We start from the raw sequence: 17,161 nt of genomic DNA, 5'->3' as shown, positions 1-17,161 counted from the left end.
GGTTCATTCCGCCGGCCCGGGTGCGGCGCCGGGGGGCGTCGCGGTGCGGCGCGGGAGGGCGTCGCGGCCACGGCATGTTCAACGACCCGGGTGCGGGCATGATTCCGCCGTCGGAGTGACCCAGCCCACCACCCGATCCACCCGATATCGGACATTCGGTGACGGACGGAACGACCCGATCCGGACAGAACCCTGTCGGCGGCACGCCATCCGGACAGCAACGCCACCCCGGTTCACACCGGGAGGTTGCTCCCATCGGGTCCGTGCCCGCTCGGGCCGGGGCCGCCGCCCCTGGCCCGCCGGCTGGGGAAGCGTGTCGTGCGTTTGCCGAGCGTGGCACGGCCACCGGCGAATGTCCGCTTTCGGCCGGCGGACGACGGCGACGGTCAGGCCTGGGCGGATCGTGCCGCGGCCCGGTCCTGCGTCCCGGGACGAGGAGTCGGGATGCTCGGCTGCGCCGGCCAGGGCACCTCGGGCGAGCGATGGAACGTGATCCCAGCGGCCGTCCACCGGACGCCCTGCCCGGCCAGCCGCTCGCGGAACCCGTCCCAGTCGTGTGTGGACCGTGGTGACCAGCCCAGCTCGGCGATCGCGGGGAGCCGGGGAAGCAGCATGAACTCGATCTCGGCGAGCGTCGTCACCGACTCGGTCCACAGTGGTGCCTCGACGCCGAGCACCGCGTCGGCCGGCACGTCGGTCAGGTGGGCGGCCGGGTCCCAGTCGTACGCCCGCCGCACGTCGATCAGGCCGGCCCAGTCGTGCCCGATCGGGGTGTCCGGGGCGTACTTCATGTCGAGGTAGGCGTGGTTGCCGGGGGAGAGGATCAGTTTGGCGCCCCGGCGTACCGCGTCGGCGGTGACCGGGTCGTCGCCGCTGGTGCCCCACCACTGGAGAAGCCGCCCGTCGGCGTGCGCGGCCGGCGCGATCTGGTGCCAGCCGATCACCGTCCGGCCCAGCCCGGCGACGATCTGCTGCACCCGCTCGACGAAGCCGGTGTACGCCGCGCCCTTGACCTTGAACGCCTCGTCGCCGCCGATGTGCAGCCAGCCGCCGGGGGTGAGCGCGGCGAGCTCGCCGAGCACGTCGGTGACGAAGTCGTACGTCCGCTCGCTGGCCGGGTCGACGTAGCTGAACCCGACCTCGGTGCCGGCGTACGGCGGCGGCGCGACCCCGTCCGGCGCCAGCTCGCCGTACGCGGTAAGCGCCGCGTGGGTGTGCCCGGGCAGGTCGATCTCGGGGATCACGGTGATGTGCCGAGCGGCGGCGTACGCCACGATCCGCCGGTAGTCGGCCTGGGTGTAGTGCCCGCCGGGGCCGCCGCCGACCTCGTTGGCCCCGCCGACGGTGGCCAGCCGCGGCCAGGAGTCGACCGCGATCCGCCAGCCCTGGTCGTCGGTGAGGTGCAGGTGCAGCCGGTTGAGCTTGTACCGGGCCAGGTGGTCGATCACCCGCAGCACGTCGGCGACGCCGAAGAAGTGCCGGGCCACGTCGAGCATCGCGCCCCGGTGCGGGTACCGGGGGCGGTCGACGATCGACCCGCCGGGCAGCACCCACCGCTCGGCGACCGGCGTGGCGCTCTCGATGGCCGCGGGTAGCAGCTGGCGCAGCGTTTGCACCCCGTGGTGGAGCCCGGCGGCGGTGCCGGCGGTGATCCGTACCCCGGCGGGGGTGACGTCGAGCCGGTAGCCCTCCGCGCCGAGGTCGGCGTCGCCGGTCAGGTCGAGGGCGATGCCGCCGGCCGGCGCGGGCGCGGCGGCGTCGGTCACCGGCAGCGGGTACCCGGTGGCCGGGCGCAGCAGCGCGGCGAGCTGCTCGCCGACGGCCAGCGCGGCCGGGTCGGCGCTGACCCGGATCACCGTGTCGGCATCGAGCAGGTGGTCGGCGTCGGCGTCCGGCGTGACCCGCTCGGGGGCGGGCACCACGTCGCCCAGCCGGACCGGTGCCGGCGGGGCGAGCAGCGCCGCCGCCTGCCGCTCCGCCGCCCCCGCCAACTCCCCGGCGGTACGCCCCGAGGTGCCCGCGTGCCCGGCCGGGGTGGCGCTGGCCGGGGTGGTGTCTGCCGCTGCGGTGGCGTTGTCCGGTCCGCCGCCGGTCTGCACGGCGGGAAGGTCAACCGCACCGGACGGGTCGAGCGGCTCCGGTGCGGTGGTGGACGGCGAGGACACGACGACAGCTCCGAGGGGTGTATTCGCGGCGGTTATGGCAATGGTGCGAGGTGTGGTGACAGTGCGTGCCGTCAAGAGTACGAGGAGGCCGGCGTTTGCGTAATCGTGCGCGTGGAAACGTTCCCAAAAACCGCCACGAACGCGGATAGTCGTGATTGCTGTGCCTATTGTCACCGAATGCTCCCGGGCCCCGCGTTGTTCGCTTAGCCTTCGCCCACCGATCGGCACAGCTCCCCGGATTACCGGTGGCCGGCTCCGGGGTATCTGAGAACTGAACCTTCGTTAAGTGTCAATCCGGGCGCGTGGGAGGCTTTGGTGGCAGCGCAAGAGACGGTCGAACACAAGTACGTCTACGACTTCGCCGAGGGCAACAAGGATCTCAAGGACCTGCTCGGCGGCAAGGGAGCCAACCTGGCCGAGATGACCAACCTCGGCCTGCCGGTCCCGCCCGGCTTCACCATCACCACCGAGGCGTGCAAGGCGTACCTGGCCACCGGTGAGGAGCCCGCTGGGCTGGCCGACCAGATCGCCGCCCACCTGGCCGCACTGGAGCGGGAGATGGGCCGGCGTCTCGGTGACCCGGACGACCCGCTGCTGGTCTCCGTGCGTTCCGGGGCGAAGTTCTCCATGCCCGGGATGATGGAGACCGTCCTCAACGTCGGGCTCAACGACCGCTCGGTGATCGGCCTCTCCGCGCAGGCCGGAGGCGCGGCCGACCCGACCGCCGCCGGCGGTGCGGACCGCTTCGCCTGGGACTCGTACCGGCGGCTGATCCAGATGTTCGGCAAGACCGTCTGCGAGGTGCCGGGCGAGGAGTTCGAGCAGGCGCTCGATGACGCCAAGCGCGCCAAGGGCACCACCAGTGACCTGGACCTGGACGCGGACGACCTGCGCGGGCTGGTCGACGCGTACAAGAAGATCTTCAGCAAGCACACCGGGCGGGAGTTCCCGCAGGACCCGCGCGAGCAGCTCGACCTGGCCATCCGGGCGGTGTTCGAGTCGTGGAACGCCGAGCGGGCGGTGGTCTACCGCCGGCAGGAGCGCATCCCGGCCGACCTCGGCACCGCGGTCAACGTGGTGGCGATGGTCTTCGGCAACCTCGGCCCGGACTCCGGCACCGGCGTCGCCTTCACCCGCGACCCGGCCAGCGGCGCGCAGGGCATCTACGGCGACTACCTGGCCAACGCGCAGGGTGAGGACGTGGTCGCCGGCATCCGCAACACGGTGCCGTTGCAGGAGCTGGCGCGGATCGACAAACCCGCCTACGACGAGCTGCTCGACTACATGGCCCGGCTGGAGCGGCACTACAAGGACCTGTGCGACATCGAGTTCACCATCGAGCACGGCAAGCTGTGGATGTTGCAGACCCGGGTCGGCAAGCGCACCGCCGCCGCCGCGTTCGTCATCGCCGGTCAGCTGGTCGACGAGGGCCTGATCGACCTCGACGAGGCGCTGCACCGGGTCAACGGCGCCCAGCTGGCCCAGCTGATGTTCCCGCGCTTCCAGCTCGACCACGAGTTCGAGCCGGTGGCCACCGGCATCGGTGCCTCACCGGGCGCGGCGGTCGGCAAGGTGGTCTTCACCTCGGCCCGCGCGGTCGAGCTGGCCGGCCAGGGCGAGGCGGTCATCCTGGTGCGCCGGGAGACCAATCCGGACGACCTGAACGGCATGATCGCGGCGCGCGGCATCCTCACCTCGCGCGGCGGCAAGACCAGCCACGCCGCGGTGGTGGCCCGGGGGATGGGCAAGACCTGCGTCTCCGGCGCCGACGAACTGGACATCGACGTGCCGAAGCGGCGGTTCACGGTGGCCGGGCGGACCGTCACCGAGGGCGACGTGGTCTCCATCGACGGCACCACCGGCAAGGTCTACCTGGGCGAGGTGCCGGCCACGCCCTCCGAGGTGGTGCAGTACTTCGAGGGCCAACTCGACCCGGCGACCATCGACGACGCGCTGGTGAAGGCCGTACACCGGATCATGTCGCACGCCGACGCCCAGCGGCGGCTGGCGGTACGCACCAACGCCGACACCGCCGGCGACGCCGCCCGGGCCCGGCGCTTCGGCGCCGAGGGCATCGGGCTCTGCCGCACCGAGCACATGTTCCTCGGCGATCGGCGTGAGCTGGTCGAGCGGCTGATCCTGGCCCGCGACGAGACCGAGCGGAACGACGCGCTGGCCGCGCTGCTGCCGTTGCAGCGGGCGGACTTCGTGGAGATCTTCCGGGAGATGGACGGCCTGCCGGTGACCGTCCGGCTGATCGACCCGCCGCTGCACGAGTTCCTGCCCCCGCTGGAGCAGCTCGCGGTCGACGTGGCGGTCGCCCAGGAGCGCGGCGAGGACGTCGCCAAGGAGGAGGCGCTGCTCGCCGCGGTACGCCGGATGCACGAGCAGAACCCCATGCTGGGGCTGCGCGGCGTACGTCTCGGCCTGGTCATTCCCGGCCTGTTCGCGATGCAGGTCCGGGCGATCACGGAGGCCGCGGTGGAGTGCGCGCGCCAGGGCCTGCGCGCCTACCCGGAGATCATGGTCCCGCTGGTCGGCGCGGTCCAGGAACTGGAGACGGTACGCGCCGAGGCCGAGAAGATCATCGCTGAGGTGGTCGGGGGCAGCGACGTCGAGGTGCTGATCGGCACGATGATCGAGGTTCCCCGGGCGGCGCTGACCGCCGGCCAGATCGCCGAGGCGGCGCAGTTCTTCTCCTTCGGCACCAACGACCTGACCCAGATGGCGTGGGGCTTCTCCCGTGACGACGTGGAGGGCGCGTTCTTCTGGCGCTACCTGGAGCTGGGCATCTTCGGCATCTCACCGTTCGAGTCCATCGACGCCGACGGGGTGGGCCGGCTGGTGCGCATCGCGACGGAGGAGGGCCGGGCGGCCCGCCCCGGGCTGAAGCTCGGCGTCTGCGGGGAGCACGGCGGCGATCCCGACTCGGTGCACTTCTTCCACTCCGTCGGGCTGGACTACGTCTCCTGCTCGCCGTTCCGGGTGCCGGTGGCCCGACTGGAGGCCGGCCGGGCCGTGGTGGTCACGGCCGGCTCGGACAGCCGCTGAACGAGCGTGCCGGCGGACGACTCGCCCGCCGGCACGCGCTCAGATCGGTGGCCGGCGCCAGGTGATGTACGGATCTCGGTGCGCTCGTGGGGCCGGCAGGGTGGCCATCGGAGTGCGGACGGCCAGCGGGGCGTGCGGATCCGGCGGGTGGAGGGCCGGCGTCGGGCGGCGTCGGGCGGCGAGTGCCGGGCCGGCGCGGTCGACCACGGCCCGCGCCTCCTCCCGCAGTACCGCCAGGTCCGCCCCGGGGGCGGTGACCAGGGTCAGCAGGGCGTCCCGGCCGGCGGGATAGGTGACCACGCAGCCGGCCGCGGTGTGCACGACGGACTCGTGGTACTCGCCCTGCCGGACGGTGGCCGCCATCCGACGGCCGACGCCGAAGCTGGCGGCGGCCAGGGCGGCCAGGTGGGTGGCGTCCGTCGCGGGCAGATCACTGGAGATCAGCAGGCCGTCCGTGCCGGCAAGGACCGTGCCGGCGACCTCGGGGCGGCGTCGGCGCAGCCCCCGCAACTCGGTGCCCATCATCGTTTCCGCGTTCACGAGCGTGTCTCTCCCACCGGTCGTGTCTCCGCCTCAACAGGTGACGTTCCGCGATGGCGAGGCTACCCGTAGGCGTCGATCAGCGCGATCCCGTGACCGTCGGCGATCGGGCGACAACTCTCGTCTGATCGGAGGATGCGGACCGGCCGGGCGCAGGTCGTCGGCGCGCCGTACCGCCCGGCCGGGCGTAACCTGAGCTCTCCCGAGGACCGTCGTCGCGAAGAGGTGGCCGGATGAGCGAGCGCAGGTTACGCCCGACCGACCGGAAGGCTGCGGTGGAACGGCTGGTCGACGTACCGCGGCAGCGTGGGGATTGAGCGCTGGGCGGACTGAGGAGGACGCGGCGCGCCGCGTGACGGAGCCGGCCAAGGACGACGGCCACGGCCGATCGCCGTACGAGCGGGACCGGGCGCGGGTGCTGCACTCGGCGGCGTTCCGCCGGCTCGCCGCGAAGACCCAGGTGCACACGGCGGGCACCGACGACTTCCTGCGTACCCGACTGACCCACAGCCTGGAGGTGGCGCAGATCGCGCGGGAGATGGGCGCGCGGCTGGGCTGCGACCCCGACGTGGTGGACACCGCCGGGCTGGCTCACGACCTCGGGCACCCGCCGTTCGGGCACAATGGCGAGGCCGCGCTCGACGCGGTCGCCGCCGGCTGCGGCGGGTTCGAGGGCAACGCGCAGACCCTGCGGGTACTGACGCGTCTGGAGGCCAAGGTGTACGCCCCGGACGGCGGCTCCGCGGGGCTGAACCTCACCCGTGCCTCGCTCGACGCGGTCAGCAAGTACCCGTGGCCCCGCCGCCCGGGCCGGCACAAGTTCGGGGTGTACCCCGACGACCTGCCCGTCTTCGACTGGCTGCGGGAGGGTGCCCCGGCCGGCGAGCGGCGCTGCCTGGAGGCGCAGGTGATGGACTGGGCCGACGACGTGGCGTATTCGGTGCACGACGTGGAGGACGGCATCCACGGCGGGTACCTGACGCTGGAGCCGCTGCTCGCCGACGCCGACGAGCGGGCGGCGCTCTGCGCCGACGTGGCCGCGATCTATTCGACCGAGTCACCCGGCTACCTCGGCGACGTGCTGGTGGACCTGCTCGCCGACCCGGTGCTCGCCCCGCTGGCCCGGTACGACGGCAGCCACCGCGCCCAGGCCGCGCTCAAGGCCACCACCAGCGTGCTGACCGGCCGTTTCGTGGCGACCGCGGTGGCCGCCACCACCGCCCGGTTCGGTGCCGGGCCGCACTGCCGGTACGCCGCCGATCTCGTCCTGCCCCGGCCGCTGCGCGCCCGGTGCGCGCTGCTCAAGGGCATAGCCCTGCGGTACGTGATGCGCCGGCCCGACGCGCTGGGCCGCTACCAGCGGCAACGGGAGATCCTCACCGAGCTGGTCGGGGTACTGGCCGAGCGGGCGCCGGACGTGCTCGACCCGGTCTTCGGCCCGCTGTGGCGGGCGGCCCCGGACGATGCCGCCCGGCTGCGGGTGGTGGTCGACCAGGTGGCTTCGCTGACCGACCCGGCCGCGCTCGCCTGGCACGCCCGCCTGATCCCCGGCTGAGCGGACTGGGCGGTGAGGGTAGCCTAACCAGATGACCGAGCGCCCCAAGACAGTCACCTCCGCCCGCGTGCTGCGCACCGAGCGGCCCACTGCGCACGTGGTCCGGCTGGTGCTCGGCGGGGAGGAACTGGCCGGCCTGCCGGTCGGCGAGTTCACCGACCACTACATCAAGATCGTCTTTCCGGTCGCCGGGGTCGACTACCCGCGCCCGTTGGACCTCGGCGCGATCCGTCGCGACCTGCCGCGTGAGGATTGGCCTCGGCTGCGCGCGTACACGGTGCGGGCCTGGGACGCCGCAGCGGGGGAGATGACCGTCGACGTGGTGCACCACGGTGACGAGGGGCTGGCCGGCCCGTGGGCCGCCGCGCTGCGGCCCGGCGACGAGGTGCTGTTCACCGGCCCCGGCGGGGCGTACGCGCCGAGCCCGGACGCCGACTGGCACCTGCTGGTCGGCGACGAGAGCGCGTTGCCGGCGATCGCCGCGTCCCTGACCCGGCTCCCGGCCGACGCGCCGGCACACGTCTTCGTCGAGGTCGACGGACCGGCCGACGAGCAGCCGCTGCCCAGTCCCGGCGCGGTACGCCTCACCTGGTTGCACCGGGGCGGCGCCCCGGTGGGTGAGGCGCTGGTGGCCGCCGTCCGTGGGCTGGAGTTCCCGCCCGGTACAGTGCACGCCTTCGTGCACGGTGAGGCGAACTTCGTCCGCCAGTTGCGCCGGCTGCTGCGGGTGGAGCGCGGCGTGTCCCGCGAGTGGCTGTCCATCTCCGGTTACTGGCGCCGGGGCCTGGACGACGAGGGCTGGCGGGCCACCAAGCCCGACTGGAACCGCCAGGTCGAGGCCGACGAGCAGTCCTCGACCCCCGCCCCGGCACCGCTCGGCTGACCGTCGGTTCGCCACCGGCCCGGGAGTCGCCCCGGCCGACCCGCTGTTAAGCCGACCCGCTGTTAAAAGGGGACCCTTCCTCTACCGCCGGCGTTAACAAGGGGCCCTTCCTTGGGCCGTGGAGGCGGCAGGGCAGGATGTAGGCCGAGGGGGTGGCGGTATGGCGGGGCGGATCCAGGACGAGGACATCACGCTGGTCCGGGAGCGTACCTCCATCGCCGAGGTCATCTCCGACACGGTGACGCTCAAGTCGGCCGGCGGCGGCAACCTCAAGGGGCTCTGCCCGTTCCACGACGAGAAGAGCCCCTCGTTCAACGTCTCGCCCGCCCGCAACGTCTGGTACTGCTTCGGCTGCGGCGCCGGTGGCGACGCCATCAAGTTCCTGATGGACGCCGAGCACCTCAGCTTCGTCGAGGCGGTGGAGCGGCTCGCCGACCGGGCCGGGGTGCAGCTGCGGTACGTCGAGGACGACCGCACCACCCCGCGCAGCCGCCCCCAGCAGGGGCAGAAGCAGCGGCTCGTCGCCGCGCACGCCGCCGCGGTGGAGTTCTACACCGCCCAGCTGACCACCGCCGGTGCGCGTACCGCCCGGGAGTTCCTGGCCGAACGCGGCTTCGACCGGGCCGCCGCCGAACGGTACGGCTGCGGCTTCGCCCCCGACGGCTGGGATCTGCTCACCAAGCACCTGCGCCAGCGCGGCTTCAGCCACGACGAGCTGGTCACCGCCGGGCTGTCCCGCCCGGCCCGCTCGGGCAGCCTGATCGACCGGTTCCGGCGTCGGCTGCTCTGGCCGATCCGCGACCTCACCGGCGACGTGATCGGCTTCGGCGCCCGCAGGCTGTTCGAGGACGACGACGGCCCGAAGTACCTCAACACCCCCGAGACGCCGATCTACAAGAAATCGCACGTGCTCTACGGCGTCGACCAGGCCAAGCGGGAGATCGCCAAGCAGGGCCGGGTGGTGGTGGTCGAGGGCTACACCGACGTGATGGCCTGCCACCTGGCCGGCGTACCGACCGCCGTGGCGACCTGCGGCACCGCGTTCGGCGCCGACCACATCGGCGTACTGCGCCGGCTGCTGCTCGACACCGACGCGGTCGCCGGCGAGATCATCTTCACCTTCGACGGGGACGCGGCCGGCCAGAAGGCCGCGCTGCGCGCCTTCGACGACGACCAGCGCTTCGTCGGGCGTACCTTCATCGCGGTCAGCCCCGACAACATGGACCCGTGCGAGCTTCGTCTGGCAAAGGGCGACCTGGCGGTCCGCGACCTGGTCGCCCGCCGCGAGCCGCTTGTCGACTTCGCGCTGCGGCACGTCATCAGCCGGTACGACCTGGACACCGTCGACGGCCGGGTCGAGGCGATGCGCCGGGCCGCCCCGCTGGTCGCCAAGCTCAAGGACCGGGAGAAGCGCCCGGAGTACGTCCGCAAGCTCGCCGGTGACCTCGGCATGGAGATCGAGCCGGTGCAGCGGGCGGTGCTGACCGCCGCCTCGGGACGGCCGGGGGACGAGCCGGCGCGCCCGGCCCGGAGCGAGCCGACGGTGGACAGCCCGCAGTCGATGGTCGAGCGGGAGGCGCTCAAGCTGGCGTTGCAGGAACCGGTGCTGGCCGGGCCGATGTTCGACGCGGTCGAGGCGTCCGACTACCGGCATCCCGTGCACGTGGCCGTCCGGTCTGCCATCGCGGCGGCCGGCGGTGCCGCGACCGCCACCGCCGGTGCGGTGTGGATCGAGTCGGTCCGCGACGCCTGCGACGACCTGGTGGCCCGAGCCCTGGTCGGCGAGCTGGCGGTGGAGCCGCTGCGGATCGACGGTGAGCCCGACCCGCGGTACGTCGCGGTCACCATGGCCCGCCTGCAAGGTGGTTCGGTCACCGCCCGGATCCGCGAGCTGAAGTCGCGGATCCAGCGGATGAACCCGGTCAGCAACAAGGACGAGTACTTCGCCACCTTCGGTGAGCTGCTCTCGCTGGAGCAGCACGCCCGAGCGCTGCGCGAGCAGGCGGCGGGAGGGCTGTAAAGATGAAACTGTTCCGCCGCCGGCCCAAGTTGCCGCTGGCCGACCGGCCGCCGCTGGAGCGCGACGAGCGGGTACTGGCCTGGGCGTCCGCCGGCAACGGCGAGGGCGACGGGGTGGTGGTCGCCACCAACCTCGGGCTCTGGCTGCCCGGGCGCGGCCACCGGATCGGCTGGCACGACATCGTCAAGGCCGTCTGGTCGGGCCGGGAGTTGATCGTCACCCCCGGCGAGCGGATCGCCGAGCGCGACGGCTACCTGGTGGTCGCCGACTGTCCGGCGGAGCGCTACCTGCTGCTCGATCCGGGCGACCTGCCGCATCAGGTACGCACCCGGGTGACCAAGTCCGTGGCGTACACCCAGCACCACGCCCTGCCCGACGGGGCCGGCCGGATCGTCGGCCGGCGCGTACCCGGCGTGGACGGTCTGACGTGGATGGTCCGCTTCGACCCCGGCACCCCCGTAGACAACCCGGACGTCCTCGCGGAGACCGACCGGCTCGTGGCGGCGGCGCGCGCCGCGACGACGCCACAGAACCTCTGACGCGCGCGTCACCCGGCGCCGTGGCCTTCAGCCCTACCCAGATGACGGTCGAACGGTTCCGCGCGGTCGCCTTCCCCTGAAGCTGGACGTCGCGGCTCCACCCATGATCACGCGTGGGCCGCCCATGATCACGCTCGATCCAGGGTCTAGTGGCATCCGTCGGCTCGATCCGGGATCGAGTGGCTTCGTTCGGCCTTCCAGGCCACTCGATCCTGGATCGGGCCCAGGTGAGGAAACGGTCGGCCAGGACATCCGGCGGGGCCTGGCTGTGGAGGTCGTCCGCCGCGTCGTACATCAGCCCGCCGAGGTAGATCAGCAGGCCGGTCCGGTTCTGCCGGTACTCGCCGAGCAGCGCCAACCGGGCGGGCGAGCACGGCCACGCTGCCCCGCACACCCGGCACCGCCAGGACGGCCGGGCCGCGACGTGTGGCCGGTAGCGGGGCATCAGCCCTCCTCGGTCCCGCCCGGCGACGGCAGCCAGCGGCCCCCGTTGGCCCGCCATTCCTGCGCCCTGGTGAGCCATCCCGGGCGTCCCGGACCGTTGAGCGGAAACACCTCTGTCGGGGCGGTCGCCCACGCGGGCCGCCCGTCGGATGTCCGCGCCGCTGGGGTCGCGCGCTCGTCGGATGTCCGCGCCGCTGGGGTTGCGCGCTCGTCGGGTGCTGGCCCTGGAGAGGGCGGCAGCGGTCGGGCGTTCGGCGTGCGCTGGGGGAGCGGCGGGGATGTCGCCGCCGGGCGGCACCGCCAGAACCTGAGTCGCATGGTGAGCCTCCGTCGAGGTGGGAGGGGGCGCCTGCGGACCTCGTCGTGCGCAGGCGCCCCGGCCTGGTTCCGCCCGCCGTCCGATCCCGTGAGCGGTTCCGCTGCGTGACAGTCTGCTGAGGACGCGACTACGGTGGGAGGCTCGGCGCGGTGACGACCAGTGCGTCCAGGGCTGGGTCCCAGGCGGTACGAGGATGTACGGAGGCTGTCCGTGGAACGCTCGTCCATGCTGGAGCTGTTCGCGGAGGAGCTGCGGCTCGCCCGAGCCGCCGTCGGCATGTCCCAGACCGCGTTGGCCGAGGCGCTGAGCTATTCGGCCGCGCTGGTGGCCAAGGTGGAGACCGGCGAACGCCGCCCCAGCCTGGACTTCGCCCGCCGATGTGACGCGGTGCTGGGCGCGGACGGGCGGTTCGAGCGCATCCAACGGCGGATCAGCCGCGAGACCGTGGTGCCATGGTTCCGCGACTGGGCTGGCGTTGAACAAGAAGCTACCGCGCTGCGTTCGTTCGAGCCGCTGTGCGTGCCGGGCCTGTTGCAGACCGAGGGGTATGCCCGCGCGCTGCTGGCTGGCGGCGGGCTGTTCGCGCCGGACGAAATTGAGCAACAGGTAACGAACCGGCTGGACCGCCAAGCGGCGCTCACCCGCGACCGGCCGCCGCTGTTCAGCGTGGTCATCGACGAGTACGTGCTGCGCCGCTGGATCGGCGGGCCAGAGGTGATGCGTGAGCAGTTGCGGCACCTGGTGAAGCTCGGCTCGACGCTGCCGCGGGTCCGGATCCAGGTCGTGCCGCTCTCCGCCGGGCCCTATGCGGGGCTCGGTGGTCCCTTCGTGATCGCCACCTCACCTGCCGGGGAAGACGTGGTCTACCTGGAGGGGCAGCGCCACGGGCAGGTGATCGACCGCCCCGAGTATGTGCAGCGGATGGTCGAGGTTTGGGAGTCGATCCGGGGTGAGGCACTATCGCAGCAGCAGTCCCTCGATCTGATAGCGGAAGTGGCGGAGACATGGACCTGACCGACGCCCGGTGGCGCAAAAGCACCCGCAGCGGTCCCGATGGTGGCAACTGCGTGGAGGTGGCCGACAAGCTGCCTGGCGTGGTGGCCGTACGCGATTCCAAGGACCCGGCCGGGCCGGTGCTGGCCTTCGCGCCGGAGTCCTGGCGCGCATTTGTCGTGCGGGTCGTCCAGCGGCCGTAGGGGTTATTCCATACCGGCCGGGCCAGCGCTGTCCCTCGCGCCCGGGGCATGGCACGCGTTCGTCGCGCGGCTCGCCGAGCGGCCGTAGTGGGCGGAGTCGCCCAGTTGCCCGCTTTCCGGCAAGGAGTCTCGTCGCCCAGTTGCCCGCGTTCCGGTAGGGAGTCTCGTCGCCCAGTGCGGCTGGGCTTTCGTAGCGACGCGGCGCGCGGGGGCCGTCGCCGGCTGATCGTCCGTCGGCAGGTGGCGTGGGCCGATGCCTGGGTCGTCTCGACCATCACACGTAGGCTGCTCCGCCATTCTGGCCGGGAGCGCGGCCAATCTTGGACAGTTTCCGTTACGCGCTAACGGAAACTGTCCAAGATCTGGTGGCATGGGGTCGGCGGGGCGGCCACAGTCGGCGGATGGTTCCCGACGAGCGGGCCGACGCCCTGGATTGGCTGGCCTTCGAGCAGGCCGGCGTGCTCACTACCGCGCAGGCCCACACCGTGCTGACCGACGGTGCCGTACGCGGGCTCGTCCGGTCCGGTCGGTGGCGCTCGATCAGTCGCGGCCTGCTGCTGATCGGCAATGGGCGGCTGACCCGGGACCAGCAGCTGTGGGTTGCCGTCCTCGCCGCCGGTGAGGGTGCCGTCCTCGCGGGTGCCACGGCCGCCACCGAGGCGGGGGTACGCGGCCTGCGACCCGAGCCCCTGCACGTGCTTGTGCCGGCGGCCCGCCGGGCCGGTCGTACCAGTTTGCGCCGGCTGCCGATCGACATGGCCGCCGTGGTGGTGCACCGGACTGCTGTGCTGCCCGCCGAGCATCTTCAGGTCGGCCGCCCGCCCCGGACCACCACGCCGCGTGCGCTGGTCGACGCGGCCGGATGGGCATCGTCGGTACGGCAGGCGCAGGAGGTGCTCGCGGCCGGCTGCCAGCAGCGGCGGGTGCTGCCCGAGGAGTTGGCCGCCGTGCTGGACCTGCTGCCTCGGGCACCACGCCGGGGGTTGATCCGGCAGACCATCGACGATATCGCCGGTGGCGCCCAGGCACTGAGCGAGATCGACTTCGTCCGGGTCTGCCGCAGGGCTGGGCTGCCCCCGCCCGATCTGCAGGAACGGCGGACTGATGCGGCGGGACGTACCCGCTGGCTGGACGCGTACTGGCGGGCATGGCGGGTGCACGTGGAGATCGACGGGGCACATCACATGGACGTACGCCAGTGGGCTGCGGACATGCGACGCCAGAACGACGTCTGGACGACCGGGGATCGGATCCTCCGCTTCCCCGCATGGCTGGTCCGGGCGTACCCGGATGAGGTCGCCGACACGGTCCGGCGTGCCCTCCTCGCCGCAGGCTGGCGGCCCGACGTCGGAATCGTGGACAGTTAGCGCATAACGGAAGCTGTCCAAGGTCTCTCCCGCAGCTGGCGCGGGTCAGCCGCCCTGGTAGTAGCGGGCGGCGCCGGGGTGCAGGGGGATGGGGTCGGTGCCGGCGGCGCTCTGCCGGTCGAAGTTGCGGGCCTCCGGGTGCACCGCGGCCAGGTCGGCCTGGTAGGTGAAGAGCAGTCGGGTCAGGTCGTACGCCAACTGGTCGGGCATGTCCGCGCTGACCAGGATCACGTTGGCTACCGTGACGGTGGGGGTGCCGGCCGGTGTGTCGTAGGTGTCCCGGGGCAGCTCGGCGGTGGTGTAGACCGACCCGTGCGCCGCGCCGAGCGGTTCGATCAGATCGGCGACCGGCAGCAGGGCGAACCGGCCCGGCGCACTGGTGAGCAGGTCGGCGATGCCCGGGGTGGGCAGCCCGCCGGAGAAGAACATCGCGTCGAGTGTCCCGGCGCGCATCCGGGCCACCGTCTCCGGCAGCGACAACCGGGCCCGGCGTACATCCCGCTCCGGATCCAGGCCGGCGGCGGTGAGCAGCCGGCCGGCGATGACGTCCGTACCGGACTTCGGTGAGCCGGTGGAGACCCGCTTGCCGTGCAGCGCCGCGACGCTGGTGATCGCTGCGTCGGCGCGGACGATCACGTGGGTGTAGTTGCTGTAGACCCGGGCCAGCGCCCGGACCGGTTGTGGCTGGCCGGCGAAGGCACCACGTCCGGCGCTGGCGTCCGCGGCCGTGTCGACCAGGCTGAAGGCGATCTCCATGTCGCCGTCGACCAGGCGGGTGATGTTCTCCCGGAGGCCCCGGGGCTCGCCCCGCGCCTCGTAGCCGGCGGGCCATGGCGCCACCACTCATTCGAGGCGCGGGGCCTGTGAAAGCGATTCGGCGACTTCACCGCCGGCGACGACACCGAGTCGACGTACGCGTCAACGAGGCGTGCAGATTTCTCGATCCCGACGGCGTCGGGAAATCCTCGACCATGCGCATGATCGGCTGCGCGTCTGTCTGCGGCTCGACCCGCAGGCCCGGCGCGTGGTCTGGGAACGGCTGTGCCGGCTCGTCGTGCTGGCCGTCGGGTTGCTGGTCGCCGCGCGCCGGACGGCGACGTCGCTCTACAAGTAATGGGGAATTGCTGCCACGCCCCGAACAATGGGCGTGGCAGCAATTCTGGTGCAGAATTCGGGCCGGCGGTCAGCCGCAGGCCGAAACGAGGCACCAGCCGTTGAGGGTGATCTCCTGGTAATCCCGCACCCGGTGCCAGCCGGGGCGGTACTTGCTGCCAATCGGGTCGCTGTAGATGTAGCCGGCGGGCACCTCGAAACCGTCAGTGTCCCGGAATTCGTAGTAGTAGCTGGAGTCGGAGGCGGGGCCCTGGCCGGCCGGCAGCATCATCGTCTTGGTGTTGGAGGGCCAGTTTCCGGAGATCTTCACCGACCTGCCGAGCCGGTTCTTCACCACGCCGCAGAATATCCCGGCGGTGCAGTTCCCGAAGGGGGTCACCGACTGGTTCGCGGCGGGTTGGCGCAGCTTGGCGAGCTCGGTCGAGGTGAGACTGCTGTCCACGGCCGGTGCCGGACCGGGCGCGGCCGGCGGCGCGGCCTCGGCTCGAGCGGCCGGTGCGAACAGCACCGCGGCCAACAAGGCCGCAGCAATCGTGCGGTGGCCCATTCTCATGGGTCTTCCCTCCCCGTAATTCGGAGACGCCGGGAAAGCGCATCCACCAATGAATGCGCCGTGCCTGTTGGAAAGTCATTGCCCCCGTGTCTCGATCGGCACGCTACATCCAGTGGCGAATTGCTGTCAACGCATCGTCGATGATCGACATAAGGCCCGGTGTGGCCAAATGGTGGCCGCCTCATGTCTGGATTTCTCGTGATTGATGAACGTCGTCGGGTGCCGTCGGTCCGGCTGACGGGGGCGACCTGGGGGGCGACCCAGGAGCGCCGTCGGCGCAGGGTGCCGGCGTGCTCCCGGAGGGCGGTGTCCGTGGCGAGGAACCTTTTGCTCGTGCGGATAAAAGTTCTGTTCAGCATGCGCAAAGGTCTGGACAGGCGGCATGGAAGGCTCCTACTGTGTCGGACACAACACATCGACATTGCGTCGATGTGAACCACTCCGTCGAAGAGGTGGGTCCGGTGCGGACGGTCGATCCACTGCACGTACGCCTGTTGCGGCTGCTCCGCGACGAGGGGGCGGTATCCCGGGCCGAGCTGGCCGACCGCCTGCAGATGCCGCGCCCGAGACTGCTGGCCGAGTTGGAGCGCCTGGTGAGCCTCGGCTACGTCGCGGAGGCGGGGCTCGCGGCCTCCCGGGGCGGCCGGCGTTCCACCCTCGTCGAGCTGAGCCCGCACCTGCGCTTCGCCGCCGTCGACCTGGGCGCCAGCTCGATCGACGTGGAGGTGGTCAACGGTCGGCTGGAGCCGGTGGCCGCGTACCGGGAGCCGGCCGACATCCGCAACGGCCCGAAGGTGACTCTCCAGCGCGTCAACGAGCTGCTGCACAAGGCTCGGGTGGACGGCGCGTACGAGCGGCTCGACGCGATCGGCGTGGGCGTGCCGGGGCCGGTCAGCTTCCGCGACGGCGTACCTGTCTCCCCACCGATCATGCCGGGCTGGGACCGTTTCCCGGTCCGCGAGCTGCTCACCAGGGAGCACAGCTGCCCGGCGGTGGTCGACAACGACGTCAACATCATGGCGATCGGGGAGCGGCACGGCGGGGTGGCCCACTCGGTCGAGGACTTCCTCTTCGTCAAGATCGGCACCGGCATCGGGTGCGGGATCTTCCTCAGCGGCGAGGTCTACCGGGGTACCGACGGCTGTGCCGGCGACATCGGCCACATCCAGGTCGACTCGCACGGTCCGATGTGCTCCTGCGGCAACGTCGGCTGCCTTGAGGCGCTGTTCAGCGGCGCCGCCCTGGCCAAGGACGCGACGGCCGCCGCGCGCAGCGGAGGGTCGCCGGCACTGGCCGACCGGCTCGCCGCCCGGGGTGCGGTGACCGCCGTGGACGTCGCCGAGGGTGCGGTGGAGGGGGACGTCACCTGCATCCAGCTGATCCGCGACGGGGGTCGGCGGGTCGGTGGGGTTCTGG

14 protein-coding genes and 1 pseudogene are annotated in these 17,161 nt (G+C 72.2%); 11 read left to right on the top strand and 4 right to left on the bottom strand.

Going from position 1 to position 17,161, the window contains the following annotated elements:
* Window positions 1-386: 386 nt before the first annotated feature.
* On the bottom strand, window positions 387-2,165 hold the full coding sequence (locus tag C1I95_RS22405) for a beta-N-acetylhexosaminidase (RefSeq protein ID WP_233513811.1): 1,779 nt from the start codon (window positions 2,163-2,165) through the stop codon (window positions 387-389).
* A gap of 315 nt (window positions 2,166-2,480) precedes the next feature.
* On the opposite strand from C1I95_RS22405, the gene ppdK reads away from it, so the two are divergent.
* Window positions 2,481-5,216 (top strand): pyruvate, phosphate dikinase, encoded by a 2,736-nt coding sequence (gene ppdK / locus C1I95_RS22400; RefSeq protein ID WP_111216315.1) that lies wholly within the window; start codon window positions 2,481-2,483, stop codon window positions 5,214-5,216.
* A 39-nt stretch (window positions 5,217-5,255) separates the two neighbouring features.
* Here the strand turns inward: ppdK and C1I95_RS22395 are convergent, their stop codons facing one another.
* Window positions 5,256-5,756 carry a roadblock/LC7 domain-containing protein gene (locus C1I95_RS22395; protein WP_111216313.1) on the bottom strand — a complete coding sequence of 167 codons (501 nt, stop codon included), beginning with the start codon at window positions 5,754-5,756 and terminating at the stop codon, window positions 5,256-5,258.
* A gap of 313 nt (window positions 5,757-6,069) precedes the next feature.
* Here C1I95_RS22395 and C1I95_RS22390 point away from each other — a divergent pair, with 313 nt between their 5' ends.
* The 7 genes from C1I95_RS22390 (at window position 6,070) to C1I95_RS22355 (ending at window position 14,079) form a co-directional block, all read left to right on the top strand.
* Window positions 6,070-7,311, top strand: coding sequence for a deoxyguanosinetriphosphate triphosphohydrolase (locus tag C1I95_RS22390; RefSeq protein WP_111216311.1), 1,242 nt, complete (start codon window positions 6,070-6,072; stop codon window positions 7,309-7,311).
* Window positions 7,312-7,342: 31 nt separating this feature from the next.
* Window positions 7,343-8,194: a siderophore-interacting protein gene (locus C1I95_RS22385; RefSeq protein WP_111216309.1), complete on the top strand. Its 852-nt coding sequence runs from the start codon at window positions 7,343-7,345 to the stop codon at window positions 8,192-8,194.
* 160 nt (window positions 8,195-8,354) lie between these two features.
* The gene (gene dnaG / locus C1I95_RS22380) at window positions 8,355-10,214 is read left to right on the top strand and encodes a DNA primase (protein ID WP_111216307.1); all 1,860 of its coding nucleotides are present in this window, start codon (window positions 8,355-8,357) and stop codon (window positions 10,212-10,214) included.
* 2 nt (window positions 10,215-10,216) lie between these two features.
* Window positions 10,217-10,753 (top strand): hypothetical protein, encoded by a 537-nt coding sequence (locus C1I95_RS22375; RefSeq protein ID WP_111216305.1) that lies wholly within the window; start codon window positions 10,217-10,219, stop codon window positions 10,751-10,753.
* Between the two features lie 973 nt (window positions 10,754-11,726).
* A complete protein-coding gene (locus tag C1I95_RS22365; protein ID WP_233513809.1) occupies window positions 11,727-12,530 on the top strand; it encodes a helix-turn-helix domain-containing protein in 804 nt (267 codons plus the stop codon).
* The gene (locus tag C1I95_RS22360; RefSeq protein WP_111216301.1) at window positions 12,521-12,712 is read left to right on the top strand and encodes a DUF397 domain-containing protein; all 192 of its coding nucleotides are present in this window, start codon (window positions 12,521-12,523) and stop codon (window positions 12,710-12,712) included. The genes C1I95_RS22365 and C1I95_RS22360 overlap by 10 nt, the downstream gene beginning before the upstream one ends.
* Window positions 12,713-13,113: 401 nt before the next feature.
* The gene (locus C1I95_RS22355) at window positions 13,114-14,079 is read left to right on the top strand and encodes a putative endonuclease domain-containing protein (protein ID WP_111216299.1); all 966 of its coding nucleotides are present in this window, start codon (window positions 13,114-13,116) and stop codon (window positions 14,077-14,079) included.
* A gap of 45 nt (window positions 14,080-14,124) precedes the next feature.
* Here C1I95_RS22355 and C1I95_RS22350 read toward each other — a convergent pair whose 3' ends face one another.
* Entirely contained in the window at window positions 14,125-14,922 is a 798-nt protein-coding gene (locus tag C1I95_RS22350) for a TAXI family TRAP transporter solute-binding subunit (protein WP_233513808.1), read from the bottom strand.
* An 18-nt stretch (window positions 14,923-14,940) separates the two neighbouring features.
* On the opposite strand from C1I95_RS22350, the pseudogene C1I95_RS36520 reads away from it, so the two are divergent.
* Together C1I95_RS36520 and C1I95_RS35345 are read left to right on the top strand one after the other, a co-directional pair.
* Window positions 14,941-15,074 (top strand): annotated as a pseudogene (locus C1I95_RS36520) (ABC transporter ATP-binding protein); the annotation flags it as partial.
* Window positions 15,008-15,193, top strand: a complete 186-nt coding sequence (locus C1I95_RS35345; protein WP_158566446.1) for a hypothetical protein — start codon at window positions 15,008-15,010, stop codon at window positions 15,191-15,193. The pseudogene C1I95_RS36520 and the gene C1I95_RS35345, both read left to right, overlap by 67 nt.
* Before the next feature lie 69 nt (window positions 15,194-15,262).
* On the opposite strand, the gene C1I95_RS22340 is transcribed toward C1I95_RS35345, so the two are convergent.
* Window positions 15,263-15,745: a hypothetical protein gene (locus tag C1I95_RS22340; RefSeq protein WP_146605792.1), complete on the bottom strand. Its 483-nt coding sequence runs from the start codon at window positions 15,743-15,745 to the stop codon at window positions 15,263-15,265.
* Between the two features lie 461 nt (window positions 15,746-16,206).
* Here C1I95_RS22340 and C1I95_RS22335 point away from each other — a divergent pair.
* On the top strand, window positions 16,207-17,161 hold a 955-nt coding region (locus tag C1I95_RS22335), incomplete at its 3' end, for an ROK family transcriptional regulator (RefSeq protein ID WP_111216317.1).

It is taken from the genome of Micromonospora craterilacus, assembly GCF_003236315.1.
GTDB lineage: Bacteria > Actinomycetota > Actinomycetes > Mycobacteriales > Micromonosporaceae > Micromonospora > Micromonospora craterilacus.
Note: the sequence above shows the minus strand (reverse complement) of the source record. Positions and strands in the feature narration are given on the sequence as shown.